This is a genomic window from Pseudooceanicola sp., assembly GCF_029213205.1.
In the GTDB taxonomy this organism is placed as follows: domain Bacteria; phylum Pseudomonadota; class Alphaproteobacteria; order Rhodobacterales; family Rhodobacteraceae; genus Pseudooceanicola.
Genome location: NZ_JARGNH010000002.1, coordinates 110,168 through 125,968, shown reverse-complemented (window position 1 = coordinate 125,968; position 15,801 = coordinate 110,168). Strand labels below are relative to the sequence as shown.

14 protein-coding genes are annotated in these 15,801 nt (G+C 61.8%); 5 read left to right on the top strand and 9 right to left on the bottom strand.

The window, feature by feature from the left end; translation table 11 throughout:
* Nucleotides 1–245: 245 nt before the first annotated feature.
* The gene (locus P1U48_RS03040; RefSeq protein WP_301067073.1) at nt 246–1,484 is read right to left on the bottom strand and encodes an alpha-hydroxy acid oxidase; all 1,239 of its coding nucleotides are present in this window, start codon (nt 1,482–1,484) and stop codon (nt 246–248) included.
* The gene (locus P1U48_RS03035) at nt 1,481–2,698 is read right to left on the bottom strand and encodes a PLP-dependent aminotransferase family protein (RefSeq protein ID WP_301067071.1); all 1,218 of its coding nucleotides are present in this window, start codon (nt 2,696–2,698) and stop codon (nt 1,481–1,483) included. The genes P1U48_RS03040 and P1U48_RS03035 overlap by 4 nt, the downstream gene beginning before the upstream one ends.
* Before the next feature lie 207 nt (nt 2,699–2,905).
* Here P1U48_RS03035 and P1U48_RS03030 point away from each other — a divergent pair, with 207 nt between their 5' ends.
* The 5 genes from P1U48_RS03030 to P1U48_RS03010 all read left to right on the top strand — a co-directional run bounded on the left by P1U48_RS03030 (nt 2,906) and on the right by P1U48_RS03010 (nt 9,243).
* Nucleotides 2,906–4,606 carry an acetolactate synthase catalytic subunit gene (locus P1U48_RS03030; RefSeq protein WP_301067069.1) on the top strand — a complete coding sequence of 567 codons (1,701 nt, stop codon included), beginning with the start codon at nt 2,906–2,908 and terminating at the stop codon, nt 4,604–4,606.
* A gap of 2 nt (nt 4,607–4,608) precedes the next feature.
* Nucleotides 4,609–5,640 carry an alcohol dehydrogenase catalytic domain-containing protein gene (locus P1U48_RS03025; RefSeq protein ID WP_301067067.1) on the top strand — a complete coding sequence of 344 codons (1,032 nt, stop codon included), beginning with the start codon at nt 4,609–4,611 and terminating at the stop codon, nt 5,638–5,640.
* A 170-nt stretch (nt 5,641–5,810) separates the two neighbouring features.
* Nucleotides 5,811–7,106: a phosphoenolpyruvate mutase gene (aepX, locus tag P1U48_RS03020; protein ID WP_301067065.1), complete on the top strand. Its 1,296-nt coding sequence runs from the start codon at nt 5,811–5,813 to the stop codon at nt 7,104–7,106.
* A gap of 6 nt (nt 7,107–7,112) precedes the next feature.
* Nucleotides 7,113–8,261, top strand: coding sequence for a phosphonopyruvate decarboxylase (aepY, locus tag P1U48_RS03015; protein ID WP_301067051.1), 1,149 nt, complete (start codon nt 7,113–7,115; stop codon nt 8,259–8,261).
* Complete coding sequence (locus tag P1U48_RS03010; RefSeq protein WP_301067049.1) at nt 8,254–9,243, top strand: hypothetical protein; 990 nt, start codon at nt 8,254–8,256, stop codon at nt 9,241–9,243. The genes aepY and P1U48_RS03010 overlap by 8 nt, the downstream gene beginning before the upstream one ends.
* Nucleotides 9,244–9,387: 144 nt before the next feature.
* Here the strand turns inward: P1U48_RS03010 and P1U48_RS03005 are convergent, their stop codons facing one another.
* The 7 genes from P1U48_RS03005 to P1U48_RS02975 all read right to left on the bottom strand — a co-directional run bounded on the left by P1U48_RS03005 (nt 9,388) and on the right by P1U48_RS02975 (nt 15,801).
* Nucleotides 9,388–11,109 carry an ABC transporter substrate-binding protein gene (locus tag P1U48_RS03005; RefSeq protein WP_301067047.1) on the bottom strand — a complete coding sequence of 574 codons (1,722 nt, stop codon included), beginning with the start codon at nt 11,107–11,109 and terminating at the stop codon, nt 9,388–9,390.
* Between the two features lie 80 nt (nt 11,110–11,189).
* Nucleotides 11,190–11,462, bottom strand: a complete 273-nt coding sequence (locus P1U48_RS03000; protein ID WP_301067045.1) for a DUF2160 domain-containing protein — start codon at nt 11,460–11,462, stop codon at nt 11,190–11,192.
* Nucleotides 11,462–11,899 carry a hypothetical protein gene (locus tag P1U48_RS02995; RefSeq protein WP_301067043.1) on the bottom strand — a complete coding sequence of 146 codons (438 nt, stop codon included), beginning with the start codon at nt 11,897–11,899 and terminating at the stop codon, nt 11,462–11,464. Before P1U48_RS02995 ends, P1U48_RS03000 begins: the two co-directional genes overlap by 1 nt.
* Nucleotides 11,899–12,750 carry a carbohydrate ABC transporter permease gene (locus P1U48_RS02990; RefSeq protein WP_301067041.1) on the bottom strand — a complete coding sequence of 284 codons (852 nt, stop codon included), beginning with the start codon at nt 12,748–12,750 and terminating at the stop codon, nt 11,899–11,901. Before P1U48_RS02990 ends, P1U48_RS02995 begins: the two co-directional genes overlap by 1 nt.
* 3 nt (nt 12,751–12,753) lie before the next feature.
* Entirely contained in the window at nt 12,754–13,623 is an 870-nt protein-coding gene (locus tag P1U48_RS02985; protein WP_301067039.1) for a sugar ABC transporter permease, read from the bottom strand.
* Nucleotides 13,623–14,699: an ABC transporter ATP-binding protein gene (locus tag P1U48_RS02980; protein WP_301067037.1), complete on the bottom strand. Its 1,077-nt coding sequence runs from the start codon at nt 14,697–14,699 to the stop codon at nt 13,623–13,625. Before P1U48_RS02980 ends, P1U48_RS02985 begins: the two co-directional genes overlap by 1 nt.
* A 13-nt stretch (nt 14,700–14,712) precedes the next feature.
* Entirely contained in the window at nt 14,713–15,801 is a 1,089-nt protein-coding gene (locus P1U48_RS02975; protein ID WP_301067035.1) for an ABC transporter ATP-binding protein, read from the bottom strand.

Here is a 15,801-nt window from a genome sequence, read left to right as displayed (position 1 = left end):
GCAATTGCGCTCAGGCATGGTCGAAATGAACGGCCAGCTGCGCCTATTGGCGGCATCCGCGCCTCGGGCAATGCCCGCGCGGGCGCAGTCTGGGGGCGGGAGAATTCATGACGGTATACTCCGTCGCCGCCTGGGGCGCCTGACCCCGGGGGCGGGGCGCCCCGGTCCCGCTTCATCTTGCCAAAAATATTCCCGCCGGAGGCCTTGGCCGCGCAACGCGCGGCCAATCCTTTACAGCTCAGCCCTCAAAGGCCGAACCGCCCGAATGCGGGCCCGGAAATCCGCATCAGCATTTCCGGCTGCATCTCTGCCAGCCGGTTGATCCCGATCAGCGCCATGTCGCGGTCGACCTCTTCGGCCAGCAGCCGGATCGCATGATCGACCCCGGCCGCGCCCGCCAGCGCCGCGGCAAAGATGAAGGGCCGTCCGGCAAAGACGAAATCGGCACCCAGTGCCAGTGCTTTCAGCACATCGGCGCCGCGGCGGATGCCGCTGTCCATCATCACCGGCACCCGGCCTGCCACCGCCTCGGCGACCGCGGGCAAGACCCGCAGCGGCGCTGGCAGGCTGTCCATCTGGCGCCCGCCATGGTTCGATACGATCACCCCGTCCGCGCCATGCGCCACCGCCAGCTTGGCGTCGCCCGGGGTCATGATCCCCTTGATGATCAACCGGCCTTTCCAGTGCCGGCGGATCAGATCGACATGGTCCCAGTTCAGATGATCGCGGGCGCCGACGGCACGGGTCACGTTGCGCGATACGATCGCCGGACCCCGCGCCACCCGCGCATTTTCGAAATGCGGCATGCCATGTTGCACGATGGTGCGCAGGAAGGTGCCAAGGCTCCATTCGGGCCGCACCATCCCGTCCCAGGCCAGCCGCAGCGACGGGCGCAAAGGTGCCGAAAACCCGGCGCGGTAGTTGGTTTCGCGGTTTGACACCACCGGCATGTCGACGGTCAGGACCAAGGTGCGGAACCCGGCCCCGGCGACCCTGTCAAGCATCGACAGGATCACCTCTTCCTCGCCCGGCAGATAGATCTGGAACCAGGAGTCCGGCGCCGCGGCGGCGACCTCTTCCAGCCGGATCAGGGAGGCGCCGCTCATGATCATCGGGATATTGGCGCGGGCGGCAGCCTGGGCCAGCACCAGATCGCCGCGATAGGCGGTGAGGGCCGAGAACCCAACCGGGGAAAAGCCGAAGGGCGCGGCATACTCCTGATCGAACAGCCGGGTTCGGGTGCTGCGACCGGTGACGCTGACCAGGGTTTTGGGCAGAAACGCAAGCTCGCGGTAAACCGCACGGTTGTCGGCAATCGTGGCTCCGGTTTCCGAAGCGCCAGCGACATAGGCAAACACCGGGCGCGGCAGAAAGCCCTTGGGCAGGCGTTCGAAATCATCCAGCGCCAGCGCTTGTTTCAACCGCCGCCGCGCCAGAAAATGCGGACGCGGCGGCGGCATCACTTGCGCCCCGGTGTCTTTCATTGACGCACCGAATTGGCACCGCGTTCGGGAAAGCCCGCCTCTTCGAAACAGACCTGGGCGAGGGCGGCAACGCCGTCTTCCAGCACCTTTTCGGGCAGATGCGCGAAGCACAGGCGCAGGTTGCGCAGCCCGGCATCGGCGCCGACCGACCAATCGGCCCCGGCGTTAAAGATGATCCCTTGCTTGTCCGCCGCTGCGGTCAGGCGGCGGGTGTCAAAGCCTTCGGGGAAGGTCAGCCAGATGAACAGGCCACCGGTCGGGCGTTCAACTTCGACGCTGGTGCCGAATTCCCGGTTCACTGCGGCGGTGATGACCTCGAGCTTGTGGATCAGCGCGTCCGAAACCCGGCGGATATGGCTGTCATAGCCATCGTCCAGGAATTCAGCCACCAGCGCCTGGGTCATCGCACTGGTGCCGCTGTCGGATTTCAGCGCCGCAACCTGGCGCACGATTTCCGGCGCGGCAATAATATAACCCAGCCGGATTGCCGGTGAAATCGTCTTGGAGAAGGAGCCGACATAGATCGTCACATCCGGCGCCAGCGAATAGATTGATGGCGGGCGTTCCACGCCGAAAGTCAGTTCGGAATAGCATTCATCCTCGATGATCGGCACGCCAAAGTTGCGCGCCAGGTCGATCAGCTGATGCCGCCGCTCCAACGGCAGGATCGATCCGGTCGGGTTCTGCACCGTCGGGATGGTGAAGATAAAGCGCGGGCGGACCCCCTTGGTGGCCAGCGCCTGTAGGGTCTGGCGCAGCCGGTCAATGTCGATCCCTTCGCTATCCAGCGGTGCCGGCAGGATCGTCGCGCCGAGCTTCTTCAGCCGGGTGGCGGCGGCGGAATAGGTGTGTTGTTCCATGATGACGGTATCACCTTCACCGACCATGCTTTGGTTCAACAGATCAAGCCCCTGACCGGAGCCGGAGGTGATCAGCACATTGTCGCGGGTCACATTGGTGCCGCGGGTGCGATTCATCCGCTCGGCCACCCGGTCGCGCAGCAAACCAAAGCCGAGCGGTCCGTCGCCCATGTTGTAAAACGCCATCGCGCGCCCGTGTTTGCGCATCGCGGCGGCGGCCTTTTCGGCCAGATCATCGATCGCGACCATCTCGGGGTCGATATTGCCACCGACAAAGTTAAAGGCGGCATAGCCTTTCCATGGTGGCACTGCGGCGGGAATACCGTCACGAAACCAGGTGGTGTAAGTGTCCATGTCATCCTCTCAATTCGTGGCTGCGGGATTTCAGCGACAAATCCTTGCGGCTAGAAATTTATATATAATATAGGATCGTCACATTAGAGGAATCCCATGACAAGTCGTTGGTCAGCAAATCTAAGGATGTGGTTGCTGTCGGGTTTGCGGCCCCTTTGGCCGGATCACGGTATATGATTTGTTACCGTAGGATAGAGGGAAGTCATCATGCAAAATACCGGTCAATCGCCCGTCGCCGTGACTCTGGCCGCGGCGCTCAAACGCAATGGGATCGAGGTGCTGTTCGGGCAGAGCCTGCCCTCGGCACTGCACCTGGTGGCGCCGGATTTCGGCATGTTGCAGGTGAATTACCGGACCGAGAACTCCGGTGGCGTGATGGCCGATGGCTATGCCCGGATTTCTGGCAAGATCGGCGTTGTCACCGCGCAGAATGGCCCGGCGGCCACCCTGTTGGTGGCGCCGCTGGCCGAGGCGACCAAGGCCTCGGTGCCGGTCCTGGCCATCGTGCAAGAGGTCAACCGCGATCAGGCTGACCGCAACGCCTTTCAGGAGTTCGACCATTTTGGCCTGTTCGCGTCCTGCGCCAAATGGGTCAAGCGGATCGACCATGAATCCCGGGTCGAGGATTATGTCGATATGGCAATCACCGCCGCGACCACCGGGCGACCCGGCCCGGCGGTGTTGCTCTGCCCCGCCGATCTGCTGGTCGAGCTGCATTCCTCGATCGACACCCGCAACGAGGTGCTGGGTCATTTCCCGCTCGACCGGTCGGTGCCAGACCCATCCCGGATCCGCGAAGCGGCGGAACTGCTGGCGCAGGCGAAAGCGCCGCTGGTCATCGCCGGTGGCGGGGTGCATCTGTCGCAGGCCTGCGCGGCGCTGTCGGCCCTGCAGGAGGAGGCGCATCTGCCGGTGGCCACCACCAATATGGGCAAGGGCGCGGCCGATGAAACCCATCCGCTTTCGGTCGGGGTGCTGGCCAATGCGCTGGGCGCCCAGTCGCCCTTTCGCCACCAGAAACCGTTGCTGGAAGAGGCCGATGTGGTGTTGCTGATCGGCACCCGCACAAACCAGAACGGCACCGACAGTTGGAAGCTCTATCCGAAGACTGCGCGGTTCATCCATCTCGACATTGATGGCATGGAGATCGGCCGCAATTACGAGGCGTTGCGCCTGCAGGGCGACGCCAGGCTGGGGATCGAGGCGCTGACAGCCGCGATCAAGGCGGTCGGTCTGAGCACCCGCGCGGCGGCCCGCGAAGGGCTGGAGGCGCGGATCGCCGAGGGTCGGCAAAAAGGCCTGGCCGAGGCGGCGCCAGTGGTCCAGTCCGAAGCCTCGCCGCTGCGCCCGGAACGGATGATGGCCGAGCTGGACAAGCTGATCGACGCCGACACCATCGTCTGCGCCGATGCCAGCTATTCCTCGCTCTGGGTGGTGAATTATCTGACCGCGCGCCGTGTCGGGCAGCGGTTCCTGACCCCACGCGGCCTGGCCGGGCTGGGCTGGGGTCTGCCACTGGCACTGGGCGCGCAGGCGGCGGAACCGCAGAAAAAGGTGGTCTGCCTGGTCGGAGACGGCGGCTTTGGCCACACCTGGCAGGAACTTGAAACCGCCCGTCGCATGGGCCTGCCGGTGACGGTGATCGTGCTGAACAACGGCATCCTCGGCTTCCAAAAACATGGCGAGCTGTCGAAATTCGGCGCTCATACCGGGGCGATCTTTTTCACTGAGGTGGATCATGCCGGCGTGGCCCGCGCCGCCGGGGTCAAAGGCATTCGCTGCGAGACCGTTGAGGATTACGTTACCGCGCTGAAAGAGGCGCTGGCGGCGGATGAACCGGTGTTGCTGGACGTGATGACCTCCCCCGATGCGCATCCGCCAATCGCGGCGTTCGAAGGGAAGGTCTGACCATGCAGGCGCTGAGAAAGGTTGCGGCCCAGGGCGGCGTCACGCTCGAGGAGGTGCCGGATCCGAAGCGGCCAGAGGGCACCGATGTGGTGGTCGAGGTCGCGGCGGTGGGGATTTGCGGATCCGATCTGCATGTCGACGACTGGACCCCGGGCTATGAATTCATGACCGACCTCCTGCCGGTCACCCTTGGCCATGAATTCGCCGGTCGGGTGACGGCGGTTGGCCCCGACGTGACCCAACTCGCGGTTGGTGACCGGGTCGCGGTGATGCCCGCCGCGCCCTGTCATGCCTGCCCGGCCTGCCGTGCGGGCGACAGCGAGAAATGCCAGAACAAGCAGACCCTGGGCCTCTACCGGGACGGCGCCTTTGCCGGCAAGGTTCTGGCCCGCGCCTCGGGCTGTCTGCCGATCCCCGATGCGCTGGACTTTGAACTGGCGGCGCTGACCGAACCGCTTGCGGTTGCCGCCACTGCGGTGCGTGTTGGTGGCGTCGGGCAGGGCGACCGGGTGGTTGTCCTCGGCCCCGGCATCATCGGCCAGGCGGTGGCGATCTTTGCCCGCCTCTCTGGCGCCGCCGAAGTGGCGATCTGTGGCTTTGACGACGCGCTGCGGCTGGACGCCTGCCGGAGCCTTGGCTTCGAGCGGCTGTACGACCTTGCCGAAGACGGCACCCGCGAGCGGCTGATGGCCGAAATGGGCGGCGCCGATCTGGTGTTCGAGGCCACCGGCCAGAGCATCAGCGTCACCGACGGGTTGGCGCTGTTGCGGATGGAAGGGATCCTGGTGATGCTGGGCATCCATTGCCGCGATGCGCAGTTTTCGGCCACCGATTTCGTGCGCCGGCGCCTGCAAATCCGGGCCAGCCATTCGTCGCGGCGCCGGGAATGGACCCGGGTCATCGACGCGATGGCGCGCGATCCAGAACTGTTCAGAAAGATGATCTCGCATCGTTTGCCACTCAACGAGGCGGTGCGCGGCTTTGGCTTGGCGCATGAAAAAGCCGCGTCAAAGGTGATGATCTTTCCGAATTGACGGTTTTCAGAACCGGCGGCGGGGCGGGCTGATTGCGCAGCCTCAGGCCTGCGGCAGCGGATGGCTTTTGTTTTCCCCGCACCACCCGCGCGCTGCTGCAAACTGACCCTTTGCACCCTTGCCCGAAACCCACTAGGAACGTCGCTACAAATTCAGAACGGTGGCAAGATATGGATGTATTCGTGAGCATGACCATGGAGATTCTTCACTCCGGTCACCTGAAAATCCTCAAAGAAGCCAAGAAACTGGGGCATGTCACTGTCGGGCTGTTGACCGACGGCGCCCTGGAGAACAAGAAGCCGACCCCGCTCCTGTCCTATGAACAGCGCGAAGAGATCCTGAACGCGCTGGAATATGTCGACGCGGTGATCCCGCAGACGGTCTGGGATTACGGTGTGGTAATTGACACCCACAAGCCCGCGAAATTCGTGCATGGCGACAAATGGGACGGCCCGCTTGAGGGCATGCGCGAACGGGCGCTGGACCGGCTGGCGCAATATGGCGGCCAGCTTGTCGAGTTTCCCTATAGTCACGAATTTGACTCCTCCCGGATTGCGCCGCAGATGGCGGCCTCGGTTGCCACCCCCTATGCCAAGCAACGGGCGTTCCGGCGGATGCTGCAATCCAAGGGGATCATCCGTATTCTTGAGGCGCACAGCCCGCTGGCAGCGCTGATCGGCGAACACATGAAGGTCGAGCGCGGCAATGGTGATGTCCTGCAATTCGATGGGTTCTGGTCGAGCTCGCTGACCGACAGCACCGAAATGGGCCTGCCCGATATCGAGGCGCTGGATGTGTCGCGGCGGCTGCAGAACATCGACGAGATCTTTGAGGTCACCACCAAGCCGCTGATCATGGACGCCGATACCGGCGGCAAGGCCGAACATTTCGAGCTGAAGGTCCGCACGATGGAGCGGATGGGGATTGCCGCCGCCATTATCGAGGACAAGACCGGCCTCAAGAAGAACTCGCTGCTCGGCAATGACGTGCCGCAGACCCAGGCCAGCATCCCGGAATTCTGCGAAAAGATCTCGGCCGGGATCGAGGGCCAGAAATACCACGGCATGATGGTGATTGCCCGGCTGGAAAGCCTGATCCTGGGCCGTGGTATCGACGACGCGCTGACCCGTGCTGACGCCTATGTCAAGGCCGGGGCCGGGGCGGTGATGATCCACAGCCGCGAAAAGGAACCAGACGAGATTTTCGCCTTTACCCGCCAGTTCATGCAGGCCCATCCGACAGTGCCGATCGTCGCGGTGCCATCGTCCTATAACCAGGTTTACGATCACGAATTGCAGGCCAATGGCATCAAGATGGTGATCTATGCCAACCATATGCTGCGCGCCTCCTACAAGGCGATGGAGCAGACCGCGCGCAGCATCCTTGAACATGGGCGCACCGCCGAGGTCGAGGATGACATGATCTCCATCAGCCAGATCCTGAAACTGATCCCCGGGACGGTCTAGGCGGCGATGCTGAACACATCTAACTTTCTGGAAGACCTTGCGGCGCTGGGCCTGCGCGATTTCTTTGGGGTGCCGGATTCCCTGTTGTCGCCTTTCATCTCGGGGATCGAGCTGCGCGCCGAACAGGGGCTGGCGCGGCTGGAGATCACCGCGAATGAGGGCGGCGCGGTCGGGCTGGCGATCGGGGCGCATCTGGCGAGCGGCGCGGTTTCGGCGGTGTTCATGCAGAATTCCGGCCTTGGCAATGCGGTGAATCCGCTGGCGTCGCTGGCCAGCCCCAAGGTCTATGGCACGCCGATGTTGCTGATCATCGGCTGGCGCGGGGAGATGCGCGACGGGGTGCAGCTGAAGGACGAGCCGCAACATGTGCTGCAGGGCGAAATCACCCTTGGACAGCTCGATTTGCTCGACACGCCTTACGCGATCATCCACCCCGAGATGGGGCGCGCGTCGGCACAGGCCGCTGCCGCCAGGATGATCGAGCTGGCCCGCGCGGAGAACAAGCCGGCGGCGCTGGTCGTGCGCAAGGACAGTTTCAGCAAGGTCGCCGGACCCGCCAAAGCCACGGACAACAAGATGACGCGCGAGGCGGCCATTGCCGCGGCCCTCGGCGCCTTGCCGGACGGACCGTCGATCGTCGGCACCACCGGCAAGATCTCGCGCGAGATCTATGAGCTGCGCCAGTCTCTGGGCATCGAGATCGCCGCCTTCCTCAGCGTCGGCGGCATGGGCCATGCCAGCGCCATCGCCGCCGGTATTGCCATGCAAGCACCGGAGCGGCCGGTCGTCTGTTTCGATGGCGACGGCGCGACCCTGATGCAGGCCGGAAATCTGGCCACCGCCGCCAAGCAGGCCAATCTGCTGCATCTTGTGTTCAACAATCAGGTGCATGATTCCGTCGGCGGGCAGCCAACCGCCGCGCCGGATCTGCGGCTCTGCGATCTGGCCGGCGCCATGGGATACCAATTCACAGACAGGATCACCGAAATCGACGCGATTGCCCCGGCGATCAATGCCGCACTTGCCACCGATCATGCCTGTTTCCTCGAAATCATGGTCGCGCCGGGCGCCAGATCCGATCTTGGCCGCCCTCGGGAAACCCCGGGCCAGAGCAAGGTCGCGTTTATGCGCGCAACAGGAGCCTTGAATGACTGACACCACCCTGTCGCGTGAAGCGATTGCCCGGTTCAATGCGGAAAAGCCGCTGTTCACCGCTGGCCCCGCCAGTCTGATCTATGAAAACGTCGCCGCCCTGCGCCCCTGTTTCGGACGTGGCGACAGCGCTTTTCTGACCTCCTATGACGCGGTTTTAACGGCGATTTCCGGCATCGCCGGGCAATCGCGCACCGTCGCCATGCAGGGGTCCGGCAGCAGCGCCATCGAGGTGATGATTGCCAATTTCCTCTATGGCAAGGTCCTGGTCGTCGACTCAGGGTACTATGCCAAGCGCTTGAAAAGCATTGCCGAATCCCGGGCCCGCCGTGACGGTTTCATTCAATCGGTTGAGGTGGTCGACTGGCAGCAGATTGATGAGGTTGCCGCGCCCTACGACTGGGTTCTCTCGGTCTATGCTGAAACCAGCGAGGCCGTTCTGGTGCCGATTGCCGGGCTGGAGGCCCTGAGCAAGCGCTGCGGCGCCAAACTGGCGCTTGATGCCACCGCCTCAATCGGGCTGGAACCGGGGCATGACGTCGCCGATGTCACCGCCTTCAGTTCTTGCAAAGGGCTGTTTGGCCTGACCGGCGCCGGGTTCATCGCCTATTCCTGCGAGGTGCCGAACCAGGTCGAGGATATGATCGCGGCGCTGTCGACCTATGCCGATCGCAAGACCACCGGCCCCTATCACGCGATCCTGTCGCTGGAACCGATCCTGGCCAATCACGGCTATTTCAAAGAGGCGGTCACGATCAACAAAGCGGCGTTCTGCCGAAAATTTGCCGATCATCTGATCTATCCCGCGGCGCTGCAGCCGCAGCTCTGCACCGCGACCTCGGCCCCCATCCGCGCCAGCAACCCAAACGCGGTTCTCTACGCCCCGCGTGAGACCAGGGCCGCCAGCATCACCTGCCATATTGGCGAGGTGCATCTTGGCGCCGAAGCCAAGGGCGCATTGGTGGATATGCTGGAAATCGGCTGAGCGCTGCCTGTAGGCGGCGTTTGGATGGGGTTTGTCTTGCTGTGTCGGGATGAATTTGGCGCGTGGCAATGTCACATTCCCGGTCTGTAACCGCGATTGCACTCGACCAGGGCGGCCAGGGCCCGGAGGCCCTGACCAGATCGCTTACTGCCAGGACTTGATCAGCTCGTCATAGCTGATGGTCTTGGGCTCTTCGTCTTCGTTGGCGAGTTTCGCCTTGGGCGACCCCGGCTGGCTCAGCCAGTAGTTCGGCTCTTTTGCCTCGTTCATTTTCGGGCCGATATCGCCCTGAACGCCGGCACGCTCGAGCCGCTCCAGCACTTTCTCCTGATCGGCGCAGAGTGAATCCAGCGCTTGCTGCGGGGTCTTGGCGCCCGACATGGCATCGCCGATATTCTGCCACCACAGCTGTGCCAGCTTGGGATAGTCAGGCACGTTGGTGCCGGTCGGCGACCACTGAACCCGGGCTGGCGAACGGTAGAATTCGACCAGACCACCCAGTTTGTCCGCACGATCGGTAAAGCTCTGGTGCTGGATCGTGGATTCGCGGATGAAGGTCAGGCCGACATGGCTTTTCTTCACGTCCACGGTTTTCGAGGTGACGAATTGTGCATAGAGCCAGGCGGCCTTGGCACGATCGACCGGGGTCGATTTCATCAGGGTCCAGGAACCGGCATCCTGATAGCCGATCTTGGTGCCCTGTTCCCAATAGGCGCCATGCGGCGAGGGGGCCATGCGCCATTTCGGCGTGCCGTCCTCGTTCATCACCGGCAGGCCCGGCTTGACGGTATCCGCAGTAAAGGCGGTGTACCAGAACATCTGCTGGGCGACATTGCCCTGCGCCGGGATCGGCCCGGCTTCGCCAAAGGTCATGCCGGCAGCGGCAGGCGGCGAATATTTGTTCAGCCATTCGATCGCCTTGGTCACCGCATAGACGGCGGCAGGGCTGTTGGTGGCCCCGCCACGCGCAACGCAGGAACCGACGGGTTGCGATTTCTCGTTCACCCGGAGGCCCCATTCGTCAACCGGCAGACCGTTCGGTTCGCCCTTGTCGCCCATACCGGCCATCGACATCCAAGCGTCGGTGTAGCGCCAGCCCAGGCTCGGGTCTTTCTTGCCGTAGTCCATGTTGCCATAGACGTCGCCTTTGACACCCAGACGCGACAGGTCGCGACCGGTGAAGAATTCGGCGATATCCTCATAGGCTGACCAGTTCACCGGCACACCGAGGTCATAGCCGTATTTGGCTTTGAAATCGGCCTTGTTCTGCTCGTCGTTAAACCAATCGTAGCGGAACCAGTAGAGGTTGGCGAACTGCTGATCGGGCAGTTGATACAGCTTGCCATCCGGCGCCGTGGTAAAGGATTTGCCGACGAAATCGTCGATGTCGAGACCGGGGTTGGTCACGTCCTTGCCTTCGCCTTCCATCCAGTCGGACAGGATCCGTGCCTGTTGATAGCGCCAGTGAGTGCCGATCAGGTCGGAATCGTTGATATAGGCGTCATAGATGTTCTCGCCCGATTGCATCTGGGTCTGAAGCTTTTCGACGACGTCGCCTTCACCGATCAGGTCATGGGTGACCTTGATGCCGGTGATCGCGGTGAATGCGGGGGCCAGAACCTGGCTTTCGTATTCATGGGTGGTGATGGTTTCCGAAACCACCTTGATTTCCATGCCCGCAAACGGTTTCGCTGCATCGATGAAAAACTGCATTTCCGCTTCCTGACCCGCGCGATCAAGCGACGACAGGTCACCGATCTCTTTGTCCAGGAACGCCTTTGCATCGTTCATGTCGGCCAGGGCCGGGGCAGTTGTCATCGCCAGAGCGAAGATCACCGCCGTGGATGATTTTAGTGACAAGGCCATAATGTCCTCCCAATTGTAGACACTTGTTTTCTTTGACGGTCCCGTGACCTTGTCGTCACGGACCCGTCGATTTCCCTCAGCTACACCCAGCGAAATACCGCCGCGGCATAGATCAGGCATACGATCAGGGCATAAGGTTGGTTTGCCCCGACCAATCCGAGCCAGGCCAGGTTGATAAAGGCCGAGCCGAGAAGCGTGATGAACAGTCGATCCCCGCGGGTGGTTTCGATCCTGAGAACGCCGGTGCGCGGCGTTTCCGGAAACCGGATCGCGAGAAAGGTAAAGGTGAGCAGCAGCGCCGCGATGACCATGAAGAAGATCGCCGTCGGCCAGGTCCATGCCATCCAGTCCATTATTGGATCTCCTTCCAAGCTTGAGTCTGCTTTTCAATGCAGTACGCAACCATCCGAAAGTTATTTCCCCATTTTTCAGAGCAATTATTTGAAATCAGGTCATGTACATTCTTGGGGATATCGGATCGAGAATTCGAAAGCTCAGAGAGAGCGTCTGCCTGTTTCTCATAGCAATAAGCAACCATCCGGTAGTCGGTGCCCCATTTTTTCTCACAGTCGCGCAGAACGATCTCGGCGGTGCCGTTTCCGACAACTCTTGCGCGCAGATCATCGACTTTCCGACCTGCTTCCTGCTGGTGCTCCCGACAGTATTTGACCATCCGGAAATCGGTCCCCCACTTGGCATCGCATTTATCGTTTATAGCTTTTTGATCGAAAGCCATCGCAGCGGTGCCGGCGCAGAAAAGCGAGGCTGCACTTATCAGTCTGAGGATCATCACACCCTCCCCAGGGCAAAGCCCTTGGCGATGTAATTGCGCACGAAATAGATGACGAGCACGCCCGGCAGGATGGTCAGCACCCCGGCGGCGGCCAACACCCCCCAATCGATGCCACTGGCGCCCTGGGTCCGGGTCATGATCGCAGCGATGGGTTTGGCATCGACCGTGGTCAGGGTGCGGCTGAGCAGCAGCTCGACCCAGGAGAACATGAAACAAAAGAACGCCGCGACGCCGATGCCCGAGGCGATCAGCGGCATGAAGATCCGGGTAAAGAAGCGGAAAAAGCCATAGCCGTCGAGATAGGCGGTTTCGTCGATTTCCTTGGGCACGCCACGCATGAACCCTTCAAGGATCCAGACCGCCAGCGGCACGTTGAACAGGCAATGCGCCAGCGCCACCGCGATATGGGTGTCGAACAGCCCGACCGAGGAATACAACTGAAAGAACGGCAGCGCGAACACCGCCGGCGGCGCCATTCGGTTGGTCAGCAGCCAGAAAAACAGATGTTTGTCGCCCATGAACTGATAGCGCGAAAACGCATAGGCGGCGGGCAGAGCGACGGCGAGGCTGATCGCGGTGTTCATCAGCACATAGATCAGCGAATTGACATAGCCCATATACCAGGCCGGATCGGTCAGGATGGTGGCGTAATTGGCAAAGGTCAGGTCACGCGGCCAAAGGGTAAAGGAATTCAGGATCTCGGTATTGGTCTTCAGGCTCATGTTCAGCAGCCAATAGATCGGCAGCAAGAGGAACAGCAGGTACAGGGTCATCACCACGGCACGGGAGTTCACCCGGGGCAGGGACAGGCGGCGGCTGGTGCTGGGGGATTGGGTCATGTCGCTCATCGCTCAGGTCTCCCGCTTGTCGAGATGGGTCATCACGGTGAAAAACACCCAGCAGATCAGCAGGATGACCAGGAAGTACATGATCGAAAACGCCGCTGCCGGGCCCAGATCGAACTGACCCAAGGCCATTTTCACCAGGTCGATCGACAGGAGGGTGGTAGCGTTGCCCGGCCCGCCGCCGGTGACGACAAAGGGTTCGGTGTAGATCATGAAACTGTCCATGAAACGCAGCAGGATGGCGATCACCAGCACCCCGGACATCTTGGGCAGCTCGATATAGCGGAACACGTTCCAGCGCGTCGCCTGGTCGATCTTGGCGGCCTGGTAGAACGCATCCGGGATCGATTTCAGTCCGGCATAGGCCAGCAAGGCGACCAGCGAGGTCCAGTGCCAGACATCCATCACCACGATGGTCACCCAGGCCGCCAGGGTATCCTGGGTGTAATTGTAAGAGATCCCGAGCTTGTCGAGCGTATAGCCAAGCAGGCCGATATCGACCCGACCGAAGATCTGCCAGATGGTGCCGACCACGTTCCAGGGGATCAATAGCGGCAACGACATCATCACCAGACAAAAGCTGGCCCAGAAGCCGCGCTTGGGCATGTTCAACGCCACGAACACCCCGAGCGGCACTTCGATGGCGAGGATCAGCGCCGAAAACACCAATTGCCGCCCCAGCGCATCCCACATCCGTTGCGAGGCCAGCATTTCCTCGAACCATTCCAGCCCGGCCCAAAAGAACTTATTGCTGCCAAAGGTGTCCTGAAACGAATAATTGACCACGGTCATCAGCGGGATCACTGCAGAAAAGGCGACCAGGATCAGCACCGGCAAGATCAGGAACCAGGCCTTTTGATTGACGGTCTTGTTCATCAGGCAACCTCTCCGGGAACCCGCCAGTCATTGGCGTAGACATTGATATGGGCGGCATCAAAGCTGACGCGGTTCATATCGGCGCTGACCGTCTCATCCTCATCCGCGATGATGTTGATTTCGGAGCCAAAGAATTCGGCGCGCACGATCTTGTGGCGGCCGACATCCTCGATCCGGCGCACCTTGATCGGCATGCCCTCGGTCTGCGACAGCTTGGCGAATTCCGGGCGCACGCCGATTTCGACCTTGCCCTCCAACGGCTTGTAGCCGCGCGCCAGCTGCATATGGGTGCCGTTGATATAGGCTTTGTCACCGTCGATCCGCGCCGGGATCAGGTTCATCCCCGGCGAGCCGATGAAATAGCCGACAAAGGTGTGTTCAGGGGCCTCGAACAGCTGCTGCGGGGTGCCGATCTGCACCACCCGGCCCTCATGCATCACCACCACCTTGTCAGCAAAGGTCAGCGCCTCGGTCTGGTCATGGGTGACATAGATCATCGTATGACCGAACTGGTGGTGCAGGGCGCGCAGCTGGGTGCGCAATTCCCATTTCATATGTGGGTCGATTACCGTCAGCGGCTCGTCGAACAGCAGCGCGTTCACGTCTTCGCGCACCATGCCGCGACCCAGGCTGATCTTTTGCTTGGCATCCGCCGTCAGCCCACGGGCGCGCCGGTCGAGATCGGCATCGAGCCCGATCATCTGTGCCACCTGATTGACCCGGGCAGCGATATAGGCGGCATCGGCGCCGCGGTTTTTCAGTGGAAACGCCAGGTTCTGGCGCACGGTCATGGTGTCGTAGACCACCGGAAACTGGAACACCTGGGCGATGTTGCGCTCGGCCGTCGGCGCATCGGTCACATCCTGATCGTTGAACAGGATCCGCCCCTGCGAAGGGCGCAAAAGGCCGGAGATGATGTTCAGCAGGGTGGTCTTGCCGCAGCCCGAGGCGCCCAACAGGGCATAGGCCTCGCCATCCCTCCAGTCATGGTTCAGCTCTTTCAGTGCGAAATCATCCTCGCCCTGCGGATTGGGCAGATAGGAATGGGCCAGATTGTCGAGGGTGATTTTTGCCATCGCGCGCTCCTCCTCAGGCCGCCAGCGCATAGGCGGCGGGCGCGATCAGCCCACCGTCTTCGCCGAAAATGTAGACATGCTTAGGATCGAGATAGACCGGCAGATCTGAGCCGATCGTCAGGTCATGCACCCCGTGCAACAGCCCGACCCAGCGTTCACCATGGTGGTTGAGGTGGACAAAGGTTTCCGAGCCGGTCAGCTCGGTCACCGCCACCTGGGCGGTGAATTCCATCGCCTCGGCGCTGTGTCGGGTGATTTCCAGATGGTTGGGGCGGAACCCGGCGGCATAGCGGCCATCGGGCAGCTTGGACAGATTGCCGGTGGCCGGGGTCGATTGGCCCTTGCCGAACATCAGCCTGGCGCCGGTCTTGCTGATCTGCAGGAAATTCATCGGCGGGTCGCTGAACACCCGGGCGGTGATCGCATCGACCGGCTGGCGATAGACGATTGGTGTCAGTCCGAACTGGGTGACCCGGCCCTCCCAGAGGGTGGCGGTGTTGCCGCCCAGCAGCAGCGTTTCTTCGGGCTCGGTGGTGGCATAGACAAAGATCGACCCGGCCTCTTCGAAAATCTTGGGGATCTCGACGCGCAATTCCTCGCGCAGCTTGTAATCGAGATTGGCCAGCGGCTCGTCGAGCAGCACCAGACCGGCGTCCTTGACCAGGGCCCGCGCCAGCGCACACCGCTGTTGCTGACCGCCCGACAATTCCAGTGGCTTGCGTTTCAGCATCGGTGTCAGCTGCATCAGATCGGCGGCCTTGTGCACCGCAGCGTCAATCTCGGCCGTTGATTTACCCATCAGCCGCAGTGGCGAGGCGATATTGTCGTACACCGTCATTGACGGGTAATTGATGAACTGCTGATAGACCATCGCCACCTTGCGGTCCTGCACCCGCATCCCGGTGACATCGGTGCCATTCCAGATCAGCCGCCCGGTCTGCGGCACATCCAGCCCTGCCATCAACCGCATCAGCGAGGTTTTGCCCGATAGGGTCGGTCCGAGCAGCACATTCATGGTGCCGCTCGCCAGTTCCAGATTGGTCGGATGGATATGTGTCTGGCCCTCCACGACCTTTGACACATTCTCCAATATCAAACTCAT

Bases quoted from the DNA above. Each gene is read 5' to 3' on its own strand.
- P1U48_RS03040 (WP_301067073.1), bottom strand. From the start codon at position 1,484: ATGAAAGACACCGGGGCGCAAGTGATGCCGCCGCCGCGTCCGCATTTT.
- P1U48_RS03035 (WP_301067071.1), bottom strand. From the start codon at position 2,698: ATGGACACTTACACCACCTGGTTTCGTGACGGTATTCCCGCCGCAGTG.
- P1U48_RS03030 (WP_301067069.1), top strand. From the start codon at position 2,906: ATGCAAAATACCGGTCAATCGCCCGTCGCCGTGACTCTGGCCGCGGCG.
- P1U48_RS03025 (WP_301067067.1), top strand. From the start codon at position 4,609: ATGCAGGCGCTGAGAAAGGTTGCGGCCCAGGGCGGCGTCACGCTCGAG.
- aepX (WP_301067065.1), top strand. From the start codon at position 5,811: ATGGATGTATTCGTGAGCATGACCATGGAGATTCTTCACTCCGGTCAC.
- aepY (WP_301067051.1), top strand. From the start codon at position 7,113: ATGCTGAACACATCTAACTTTCTGGAAGACCTTGCGGCGCTGGGCCTG.
- P1U48_RS03010 (WP_301067049.1), top strand. From the start codon at position 8,254: ATGACTGACACCACCCTGTCGCGTGAAGCGATTGCCCGGTTCAATGCG.
- P1U48_RS03005 (WP_301067047.1), bottom strand. From the start codon at position 11,109: ATGGCCTTGTCACTAAAATCATCCACGGCGGTGATCTTCGCTCTGGCG.
- P1U48_RS03000 (WP_301067045.1), bottom strand. From the start codon at position 11,462: ATGGACTGGATGGCATGGACCTGGCCGACGGCGATCTTCTTCATGGTC.
- P1U48_RS02995 (WP_301067043.1), bottom strand. From the start codon at position 11,899: ATGATCCTCAGACTGATAAGTGCAGCCTCGCTTTTCTGCGCCGGCACC.
- P1U48_RS02990 (WP_301067041.1), bottom strand. From the start codon at position 12,750: ATGAGCGACATGACCCAATCCCCCAGCACCAGCCGCCGCCTGTCCCTG.
- P1U48_RS02985 (WP_301067039.1), bottom strand. From the start codon at position 13,623: ATGAACAAGACCGTCAATCAAAAGGCCTGGTTCCTGATCTTGCCGGTG.
- P1U48_RS02980 (WP_301067037.1), bottom strand. From the start codon at position 14,699: ATGGCAAAAATCACCCTCGACAATCTGGCCCATTCCTATCTGCCCAAT.
- P1U48_RS02975 (WP_301067035.1), bottom strand. From the start codon at position 15,801: ATGAGTTTGATATTGGAGAATGTGTCAAAGGTCGTGGAGGGCCAGACA.